At 68.9% G+C, this 9,506-nt stretch carries 9 protein-coding genes; 4 read left to right on the top strand and 5 right to left on the bottom strand.

Features of this window, described 5'->3' with window-relative positions; translation table 11 throughout:
- Positions 1 to 50 precede the first annotated feature (50 nt).
- Genes Acor_RS01430 through Acor_RS01420 form a run of 3 tightly spaced genes read left to right on the top strand, consistent with a single transcriptional unit; the run spans position 51 to position 3,001 of the window.
- Positions 51 to 1,097: a FecCD family ABC transporter permease gene (locus tag Acor_RS01430; protein WP_155334632.1), complete on the top strand. Its 1,047-nt coding sequence runs from the start codon at positions 51 to 53 to the stop codon at positions 1,095 to 1,097.
- Positions 1,098 to 2,171 carry a FecCD family ABC transporter permease gene (locus Acor_RS01425; RefSeq protein ID WP_155334631.1) on the top strand — a complete coding sequence of 358 codons (1,074 nt, stop codon included), beginning with the start codon at positions 1,098 to 1,100 and terminating at the stop codon, positions 2,169 to 2,171.
- 5 nt (positions 2,172 to 2,176) lie between these two features.
- Positions 2,177 to 3,001 carry an ABC transporter ATP-binding protein gene (locus Acor_RS01420; RefSeq protein WP_155334630.1) on the top strand — a complete coding sequence of 275 codons (825 nt, stop codon included), beginning with the start codon at positions 2,177 to 2,179 and terminating at the stop codon, positions 2,999 to 3,001.
- A 138-nt stretch (positions 3,002 to 3,139) separates the two neighbouring features.
- Here the strand turns inward: Acor_RS01420 and Acor_RS01415 are convergent, their stop codons facing one another.
- From Acor_RS01415 to Acor_RS01400, 4 genes are all read right to left on the bottom strand, one after another.
- Complete coding sequence (locus Acor_RS01415) at positions 3,140 to 3,334, bottom strand: hypothetical protein (protein WP_155334629.1); 195 nt, start codon at positions 3,332 to 3,334, stop codon at positions 3,140 to 3,142.
- Positions 3,335 to 3,827: 493 nt separating this feature from the next.
- Entirely contained in the window at positions 3,828 to 5,267 is a 1,440-nt protein-coding gene (locus Acor_RS01410) for a class II fumarate hydratase (RefSeq protein WP_155334628.1), read from the bottom strand.
- Positions 5,268 to 5,269: 2 nt separating this feature from the next.
- Positions 5,270 to 6,961: an NAD-dependent malic enzyme gene (locus Acor_RS01405; protein ID WP_281353127.1), complete on the bottom strand. Its 1,692-nt coding sequence runs from the start codon at positions 6,959 to 6,961 to the stop codon at positions 5,270 to 5,272.
- Between the two features lie 126 nt (positions 6,962 to 7,087).
- Positions 7,088 to 7,690, bottom strand: a complete 603-nt coding sequence (locus tag Acor_RS01400) for a TetR/AcrR family transcriptional regulator (RefSeq protein WP_174876091.1) — start codon at positions 7,688 to 7,690, stop codon at positions 7,088 to 7,090.
- A 79-nt stretch (positions 7,691 to 7,769) separates the two neighbouring features.
- Between Acor_RS01400 and Acor_RS01395 the strand changes: the two genes are divergently transcribed.
- Positions 7,770 to 8,537, top strand: coding sequence for an SDR family oxidoreductase (locus tag Acor_RS01395; protein WP_155334626.1), 768 nt, complete (start codon positions 7,770 to 7,772; stop codon positions 8,535 to 8,537).
- 25 nt (positions 8,538 to 8,562) lie between these two features.
- Here the strand turns inward: Acor_RS01395 and Acor_RS01390 are convergent, their stop codons facing one another.
- Positions 8,563 to 9,495 carry a methionyl-tRNA formyltransferase gene (locus Acor_RS01390; protein ID WP_155334625.1) on the bottom strand — a complete coding sequence of 311 codons (933 nt, stop codon included), beginning with the start codon at positions 9,493 to 9,495 and terminating at the stop codon, positions 8,563 to 8,565.
- Positions 9,496 to 9,506 lie beyond the last annotated feature (11 nt).

The raw sequence follows: 9,506 nt of genomic DNA, 5'->3' as shown, positions 1-9,506 counted from the left end.
TGGATGGGAAGTCCACAAGCATAGAAATTAGGCGTGCCTAACCTAAAATCATGAAGGTGGAGACGGCTCGATTGACTCGGTACAAGGGGCTCGGCCCAGCCCTGTTAGTGGTGGGACTAGGCACGTCACTCGTCGTGCTGTGCCTGCTCTCGCTCGCGCTCGGCGCCCTCAGCATCCCCGTCGACCAGGTCGTTCAGGCTCTGTTCGGCACCCCGGTGGATCGGACCGTCGAGAACGTCATCTGGTCCGTGCGCGTCCCCAGGACGCTGCTCGGCCTGACCGCGGGCATGGCTCTCGGACTGTCGGGCGCGCTCATGCAGGCCCTCACCCGGAACCCGCTCGCCGACCCCGGCCTGCTGGGCGTGACCGCCGGCGCGTCGTTCGCGATCGTCGGCTCGGTCGCCCTGCTGGGGGTCGGTTCAATGCTCGGCTTCATCTGGTTCGCCCTCGCGGGGGCGCTGGTCGCCAGCGTCGTCGTCTACCTGCTGGCCGGCGCGGGCCGGTCGGGGCTGACGCCGGTGAAGCTCGCGCTCGCGGGGATCGCCGTCACCTCGTTACTGTTCTCGATCACGCACGCGATCGTGCTGGTCGATCCGGAGTCGCTGAACCGGTACCGATTCTGGTCGGCGGGTTCGCTCGCGGGGCAGACGGGTGACGTGGTCGTGCAGATTCTCCCGTTCATCATCGCGGGGACGGTGCTCGCGCTGGCCTGCGCGCCCGCGCTGAACAGCCTGGCGATGGGTGACGACGTGGCCGTCTCACTCGGGCGGAAGGTCGGGCTCATCCGGGTGCAGGGCGTGGTCGCCATCATGCTGCTCACCGGTGCGGCGGTGGCCGTCATCGGGCCGGTCGTGTTCATCGGCCTGGTCGTGCCGCACGTCGCCCGGGTGCTGGCGCAGCAGGTGGGGCTCGGTCCCGATCATCGCTGGCTGCTGCCGATCTCGGCGGCGCTGGCCCCCTGCCTGCTTCTCACCGCCGACATCCTGGGCCGGATGGCGGCCAGGCCCGCCGAGATCCAGGCGGGCATCCTGATCGCCTTCATCGGCGGTCCCTTCTTCATCGCCCTGGTCCGCCGACGCCGTCTCGCGGAGATCTAGATGATCCACCCCCCAGAAGCCGATCCCCGCCTGAGCGGCAGACGCCACTTCCGGCTGGCGATACCGCCGGTCTCCGGCACGTTGCGGCCGAGGCTGATCGCAGTCTGCCTGACACTCTCCGTCGGGATCTTCGCGGCGTTCTGCTGGCTACTCTCCGTCGGCGACTACCCGATCACCCTGCCCGAGGTCGTCCAGGCGCTGTTCGGCTACGGCGATCCGGGCAACCTGCTCATCGTCCGCGAACTCCGGCTTCCGCGCGCCGCCGCCGGGCTGCTCGTCGGGCTCGCGTTCGGCATCTCGGGCGCGCTGTTCCAGACCATGGCCCGCAATCCGATGGCCAGCCCCGATGTCATCGGCCTCATCCAGGGCTCCGGTACGGCGGTGGTCGCCAGCATCATGCTCGGCTGGACCGGCGGCCTGGCCACCCAGACCATCGGCCTCGCGGGAGCGCTCATCACCGCCGTGGTCGTGTACCTGCTGGCCTGGAAACGCGGCACCACCGGCTATCGGATCATCCTGGTCGGGATTGGTGTGTCGTGGATGTGCACCAGCGCGACCGACTACCTGATCGCCCGCGGCGGCCAGTTCCAGGCGCAGGCGGCCGTCGGCTGGCTGGTCGGCAATCTCAACGGCCGCGACTGGCCGCAGGTGGTCCCGCTCGCGCTGGCCTGCCTGGTCCTGATTCCGGTGGCGCTGCTGTTCGGGCGGCTGTTGCGTACCCTGCAGCTCGGCGACGACGTGGCTGTCGGGCTCGGGACGCCGGTTCAGTTGACCCGGTTGGGGCTGATGTTGACCGGGGTCGGGCTGATCGCCTTCGGCACGGCGGCGGGCGGGCCGATCGCGTTCGTCGCGCTGGCCGCCCCGCAGATCGCGCAGCGGCTGGCCGGGACCGCCTGGCCGCCCACGCTGGCCTCCGGCCTGACCGGCGCGCTGGTGGTGCTGGTCTCCGATGTGGTGGCCGCCCGGCTGATCCCCGGCGCGGAACTGCCGGTCGGAATCGTCACCGGCGTGCTCGGCGCGCCGGTTCTGCTCTGGTTGCTCATCCGCGCCAACCGCGCGGGATCAGGAGGCTGAACGGCATGTACGACCCAGACCTGCGGGCAGCCGCCCTGCACCTGGCCTACGACGACCGCCCGGTCATCGAGGGTCTCGACGTCGCCGTCCCGCCAGGCCGGATCACCGCGATCGTCGGCGCGAACGCGTGCGGCAAATCCACCCTGCTCCGCGCGCTCGCCCGCCTCCTCACGCCCCGTCAGGGCACGGTACGGCTGGACGGCCGGGCCCTCCACGCCATCCCGACGAGGGAACTCGCCCAGCGTCTCGGCATCCTTCCGCAGGCTCCGGTCTCGCCCGAGGGGATCACCGTGATCGATCTCGTCACGCGTGGCCGGTCGCCGCATCAGACCTGGTGGCGGCAGTGGTCCAAAGCGGATCAGCAGGCCGTGCAGGACGCGTTACACGCCACCGGGATCGCGGACCTGGCCGATCGCGCGGTCGACGAACTGTCGGGCGGGCAGCGGCAGCGGGCCTGGATCGCGATGGCGGTGGCGCAGGGCACTCCCGTCCTGCTCCTGGACGAGCCGACGACCTTCCTCGACATGGCCCACCAGGTGGACGTCCTCGACCTGATCACCGACCTGAACCGCCGCGAGAACCGCACCATCGTCATGGTCCTGCACGACCTGAATCAGGCCTGCCGTTACGCCGACCACGTCATCGCGATGAAGTCCGGCCGGATCGTCGCGGAAGGAGCGCCCGCCGACGTCATCACCCCGGAAACCGTCGAAGAGGTCTTCGGCCTGCGCTGCCAGATCACGAACGACCCGGTCAGCGACACCCCCTTGATCATCCCCATCGGCCGGCATCACACCGGCGACAACGACCGTCAATGGGCGGCGAAATAGGCCGCACAAGAGAAACTCGGCAGTGCTCGAGCCTACGCGGGAGAAACGCGCCTCGGTCTGGGCACCGGTGACGCCTCAGGCAGATCCCAGATCCGGCCCAAGCCGTCTTCACCTGCCGAAACGGGGATGGTACGGCCGTCATTTCCGCCGACCGCGACCGCATAGACGCCGCCTGTATGGCCGGTGAGGGGGCTCGCCCAGCTGGCGTCCTGCGGCCAGGTCCCAGACGCGTACCGTGCCGTCGTGGCCGCCGGTGACGGCGACGGTCTTGCCGTCCAGCCGACCCACCGACATGTCGGTGACGGAGTACTGCCCGGCCAGCGGCTTGCTCAACTGGCGGCTGGAGGCCAGGTCTCAGGTCCGGATCGTGCCGTCCCGGCTGCCGTCGCCGCCGCCAGTGATCGCTAGGGTTCTGCGGTCCAGCTGCGCCACCTCCACCGCCGAGATCCAGCTGGCATGTCCGGTCAGCGGACGGCCGAAGGGCAGCGCCCGGAACGAGGGGACTGCGGGAGAATTTTCCGCAGTCGGCCATCCGACAAGTGGCCACACTCCCCAGAACCGTCCAAACGGCAACCGACCTTCGGCCGAACAGACCATCTGACGCCACGTTGGTCCCCACGCATTCAGCGTGTCACCGGCATGGATGCGCTACAACAGTGCGCTATCACGGCGGCACAGGAAGCGGCCCGGGGTCCGGTCTCGGGTGCCGATGGCGGGCGGGCTCGCCGGGTGCGATCCACGCGGGGGCGTCAAGATGCCCCGGATCTGCCGGTGCACGGCGCGGGATGGGCGGGTGCCCGGGCCGTCGATGTTCGTCACGCCCACGCTACCGTCCTGTCGCCACCCCAGGCCTGGTGAGACGCTTCGCGTCGACGACCCGGTCGTACAGCGCCTCACTAACCCCCGACCTCAGCGCCGCATCCCGCAACGTCAGGTCCTCATCAAGCGCCCGATGCGCGATCCGCGCCGCCTGGTCGTACCCGATCACCGGGCTGAGCGCCGTCACCATCATCACCGACCGGTCGACATTGTCCTTCAACCGCGAATCATCAAGCCGCACCCCCGCCACGAGATACATCCGGAAGTGATCCATCACATCCGCGAGAATCCGCGCCGAATGCAGCACATTATTGATGATCACCGGCCGGAACGCGTTGAGCTCGAAGTTCCCCTCGGCGCCCGCCATCGACACCGCGCTGTCCTCCCCGATCACCTGGATCGCCACCATCAGCATCGCCTCAGCCTGGGTCGGATTGACCTTGCCCGGCATGATCGACGAACCCGGCTCATTGGACGGCAGGATCAGCTCGTGCAACCCCGTACGCGGCCCCGACCCCAGCCAGCGCATGTCGTTCGCGAACTTGAACAGCGAAACCGCCAGCGCCCGCAACGCCGTCGACACCCGGACCAGCGCGTCGCACGACGCCTGCGCGGCGAACTTGTTGGGCGCGCTGACGAAGGGATGCCCGGTCAGCTCGGCGATCTGGGCGGTCATCTCATCCCCGAAGCCGGGCGGCGCGTTGAGGCCGGTGCCGACGGCCGTGCCGCCAATGGCCAGCCGGGCCAACCCGGTCTTGGTGTGCCTCAGATGGTCGGCGGCGTCGTCAAGCTGGGCGACATACCCGGACCATTCCTGGCCGACCGTCAGCGGGGTGGCATCCTCTAGATGGGTACGGCCGATTTTGACCTTGTTCTCCCATTCCTTGCTCCTGGCCTCGGCGGCGTCCCGCAGCCGGGTCACCGCCGGCAGCACCCGGCCGTCGATCGCGAGCAGGGCGGCGATGTGCATGGCGGTGACGAAGGTGTCGTTGGACGACTGCCCCATGTTCACGTGATCGTTCGGATGGATCGGATTCTTGCTGCCGAGTTCCCCGCCGAGCAGCTGGATCGCCCGGTTGGAGATCACCTCGTTCACGTTCATGTTCGACTGCGTCCCGGACCCGGTCTGCCAGACGTACAGCGGGAACTCGCTGTCCAGATCGCCGCTGATGACCTCGTCCGCGACCCGGCTGATCAGGTCGGCCTTCCATTGGGGCAGCCGCCCGGCGCGGCCGTTGACGATGGCGGCGGTCTTCTTGATGTACCCGTATGCGTGGTAGACGGCCTTTGGCATCCGGTCGTCGCCGATGTTGAAGTGGATCAGTGATCGCTGAGTCTGCGCGCCCCAGTAGTGGTCGGCGGGCACCTGGATCTCGCCGAGCGAGTCGCTCTCGGTCCGGGTGCCGGTGGCGTCCAGCCCGATCGGCAGGTCCTGGATCGAATGCATCCTCACTCCCCCCGTACGGGCCGGTAGTACGGCTGCCACATCGCGTCCTGGACCTGCTGGACGGGGTCACGCAGCTCGACCCTGGCCAGATCCTCCTTCTTCGCCTGTCTGGCGACCGCCACGGCCACCGTCGCCGACACCTCGCGGAGGTTCTCCACCTGGGGCAGCAGCGACGCCCCGGGCGTCGTCACGTCCACCAGGCCGCCCACCGCGTCGGCCGCGGCCTGCAGCATGCCGTCGCTGACCCGCCGGGCCCGTGACACGACCGCGCCCAGCCCGAGCCCGGGATACAGCAGGGCGTTGTTGGCCTGCGCGATGGCGTACGTGACGCCGTGGTAGGTGATCGGGTTGATCGGGATGCCGGTGGCGATCAGCGCCCGGCCGTCGGTCCACCGGATCAGGTCTTCCGGCATCGCCTCGATCCGGTCGGTCGGGTTGGAGATCGGGAAGATGATCGGCCGGTCCACGCCCGCCGCCATGGCGCGGACGATCTTCTCGGTGAAGGCGCCGTGGACGGTGGAGGTGCCGAGCAGCATGGTCGGCTTGACCTGGTCGACGACATCGCCGAGCGCGGTGCCGCCCCAGCCGGCGACCTCGGCGGCCGGGCGGGCGTAGCGGACCTGGAAGTCGCGCAGGTCGGGCAGGTCGTCGGTGAGCAGGCCCTGCCGGTCGATCGCCCAGATCCGGCGGACGGCCGTCTCCCGGTCCAGGCCGTCGCGGACCATGGCGTCGCAGAGCTGGTCGGCGATTCCGATGCCTGCCGTACCGGCCCCGAAGATGACGATCCGCTGGTCGCGCATCGGCGTGCCGGAGACGCGGGTCGCGCCCAGCATGGCGGCCAGGACGATCGCGCCGGTGCCCTGCATGTCGTCGTTGAAGGTGGGGATCCTGCCGGTGTACTTCTCCAGGATGCGGCGGGCGTTGGACGGGCCGAAGTCCTCCCAGTGCAGCATCGCCTGCGGGAACAGGCGGGTGGCCACGGTGACGTAGGCGTCGATGAAGTCGTCGTAGCGGGTGCCCCGCACCCGGGCGTGCCGCTCGCCGACATAACGGGGGTCGTTGAGGAGGGCTTCGTTGTCGGTGCCGACGTCCAGGGCGACGGCGATGACCCTGGCGGGGTCGATGCCGGCGGCGGCGGTGTAGACGGCGAGTTTGCCGACGGCGATGCCGGCGCCTCCGCCCACCCCCCAGTCGCCGATGCCCAGGATCTCCTCGGCGTCGGAGGCGACGATCAGGTCCACGTCGCCGGATTCCAGGCCGAAATTGCGGAAGGCCCGCTCGATGCCGTCCGTGTCGTCGATGGACAGGTAGACGCCGCGCGGGCGGCGGTACTCGTGGCTGTAGTTCTTGATCGCCTGGGCGACCGTGGGGTCGTAGACGATCGGCAGCATCTCCCGCAGGTGGTCGGAGAGCAGCCGGTAGAAGAGCACTTCGTTGCGGTCCTGCAGCGCGGTCAGGTAGACGTTCTTGAGCAGGTCGGTGGGCTGCGCCAGGTACTGCGTGTAGGCGCGGCCGGCCTGTTCGTCGAGGGTCTCGACCACGGGCGGGATCAGCCCGTCCAGGCCGAGGTCGGCCCGCTCCGCGTGGGTGAAGGCCGTGTCCTTGTTCAGCAGCGGATTGTCCAGGACCGCCAGACCGCCCTCAGCGGTGACGTACCCCCCGTCGGCGCTTTCCGCGAAGGTGCGGTGGCTCATCGGCATCTCCCGTTGTCTCTCGCTGGAGAATGTACGGTTTCCCCAGGTGATTTAGGGTTTCGCGCGGTCTGGCCATCGTCTCTCCGGGCACGATTCACGAGCAACAAAGCAGCGCCAAAAGTACATTTACGGAGAGACCGGCCACGCGGCCAAGGCCAGTTCGGCGACTTCGGCGAGTTCGGCGGCGTCGGCTCCGTCCCGGGCGCGCTGGGACATTCCCTGGATGACCACGGCGAAGTAACCGGCCAGCGCGGGAATGTGCACCTCCGCGGGTAGTTCGCCCTCCTGCTGTGCGGTACGGAGGCGGTCCCGGAGGACGGCGAGATTGGCGTTGCGCAGGTCGCGCAGAAACGCGCCCACCTCGGCGTCGGTGACATTGGTCGCGGCGCTGATGGTCAGGCATCCGGCCGGGTGCGAGGGATCCGGGTAGATCGTCGCGGCCTCGCGCAGCATCCTGGCGACCGCGGCGTACGCCGTGGGCTCCTCCGCCAGGGCCACCCCGATGAAAGCGCCGACGGGTGAGCGTCCGTAGGTGCGCACGACCTCCTCGAACAGGGATCTCTTGTCGCCGAAGGCCGCGTACAGGCTGCCCGGTCTGATGCCCATCACTTCGCCCAGCTCGCCGACGGAGGTGGCTTCGTAACCGCGCTCCCAGAACAGCCGGATGGCCGCGGTGAGCGCCGTCTCCCGGTCGAACGTGCGCGGACGCCCGCGTGCTGCCTTACCCATGCCCTCAATTCTAGAGTGATCCTCCAACAAATCGTGCTAGCGTATTTGTTGGAGGATCACTCAACAAATGAGGGGAACCATGTACCCGCTGGAAGGTAAAGTCGCGCTGGTCACCGGGGGTAGCCGGGGAATCGGCCGGGCCATCGCCGGGCGGCTCGCCGGAGACGGCGCTGTCGTGGCCGTCGCCTACGCCCGGGACCACACCGCGGCGACCGAGGTAGTCGAGCGGATCCGCGGCGACGGCGGCGAGGCGTTCGCGATTCAGGCGGAGCTGGGCCGGCACGGTGACGCGATCGCGCTCTGGACCGCCTTCGACCAGCGGATCGGCGCGCACGCGCCCGGTGGTGGCGTCGACATCATCGTGAACAACGCCGGCATCGGGCGCAGCGCGGATCTGGCGTCGCTCACCGAGGAGGGCTTCGACGAGGTCTTCGCGGTGAACGTCCGGGCGCCGTTCTTCATCGTGCGGGAAGGGCTCAAGCGACTGCGTGACGGCGGGCGGATCATCAATATCTCCAGCGGCGCGGCCCGCCTCGCCATGCCGGAGATCATCGCCTACGGCTCCACCAAAGGCGCCCTGGACACCTTCACCCTGAACCTCGCCCGCCAGCTGGGGCCACGGGGCATCACGGCGAACTCGGTGGCCCCAGGCATCGTCGACACGGACGTCAACGCGGGGTGGCTGCGCGGCAACCCGCGGGCCGAGGCGCACGCCGCGTCACTGGCCGCCCTTGGCCGGGTCGGGCAGCCAGCCGACATCGCCGACATCGTCGCGTTCCTGGCCGGCGACGACGCCCGCTGGGTGACCGGCCGGGTGATCGACGCCACGGGCGGAGCCGGATTGTGATCCCAACCTCACACGCGACAGCGCCTCAAGTGAGGTAGCCACCCATCGTCCGGAAATAGTCGACGGCGGCATGTTCGATGCCGTCGTCCGTCCTGACCCGCTCCACCAGCAGGCCCGGACGCTGCCCGGTGCGCGCGGCGGCCCCGGCGACGATGACCACGCCATCTCCCTCGCGGATGAAGACACGTCCGGGCGTCCCGCCGTACCGGGCCCTGGAAACACCGGCGGACGTGATGCGCAACCGCTCCCCGCGATGGAACGTGAAAGCGTTCGGATAGGGGTCCGACTGCGCCCGGATCAGCCGTTCCAGATCTTCCGCAGGCCAACTCCAGTCGATCCTGCTGTCCTCGATCGCCCGCTTGTGGAAGAAACTGGCCGCGGCCCGATCCTGCGGAATCCACTGCGCCTCGCCTGAGTCGATCAGTTCAAGGGCGTCCTGAACGATCGGAGCGATCAGGTCGACGGTCCGGAAGAACAGATCCGTGGCGGTATCGGCCGGCCCGACGGGAACCGCGCGCTGAACCAGGATGTCGCCCGCGTCGAGTTCGGCGTTCATCCGATGCGCCGTCACCCCGACCTCCTTCTCCCCGTTGATCAGCGCCCAGATCAGCGGCGAGAACCCCGCATACGCGGGCAACAACGAGTCGTGCACGTTCAGGGTGCCGTGCGCCGGCAGGTCGAAGAGCTCCGGCGGTAACCAGGTCCGCCAGTTGTTGGCCACGATCAGGTCGGGCGCGAGATCCCTGACCACGTCCACCAAATCCGTCGGCCGGTTCCTGAGCAGCGCCGGCACACCGTGCTCCGCCGCCAGGTCAGCCACCGAATCATCCCAGATCTTCTCGTACGCGTGTTCGCTCCGCGGATGCGTCACCGCCAACACGACCTCGTGGCGGGAGTCCAGCAGCGCCCGCAGCGTGCGGTGTCCCCAGGTCTGATAGCCGAACATGACTACCCGCATGGTGTGGCTTC

The organism is Acrocarpospora corrugata (genome assembly GCF_009687845.1).
GTDB classification, from domain to species: Bacteria; Actinomycetota; Actinomycetes; order Streptosporangiales; family Streptosporangiaceae; genus Acrocarpospora; species Acrocarpospora corrugata.
The sequence above is the reverse complement of the archived record's forward strand: the minus strand, read 5'-3'. Positions and strand labels throughout refer to the sequence as shown.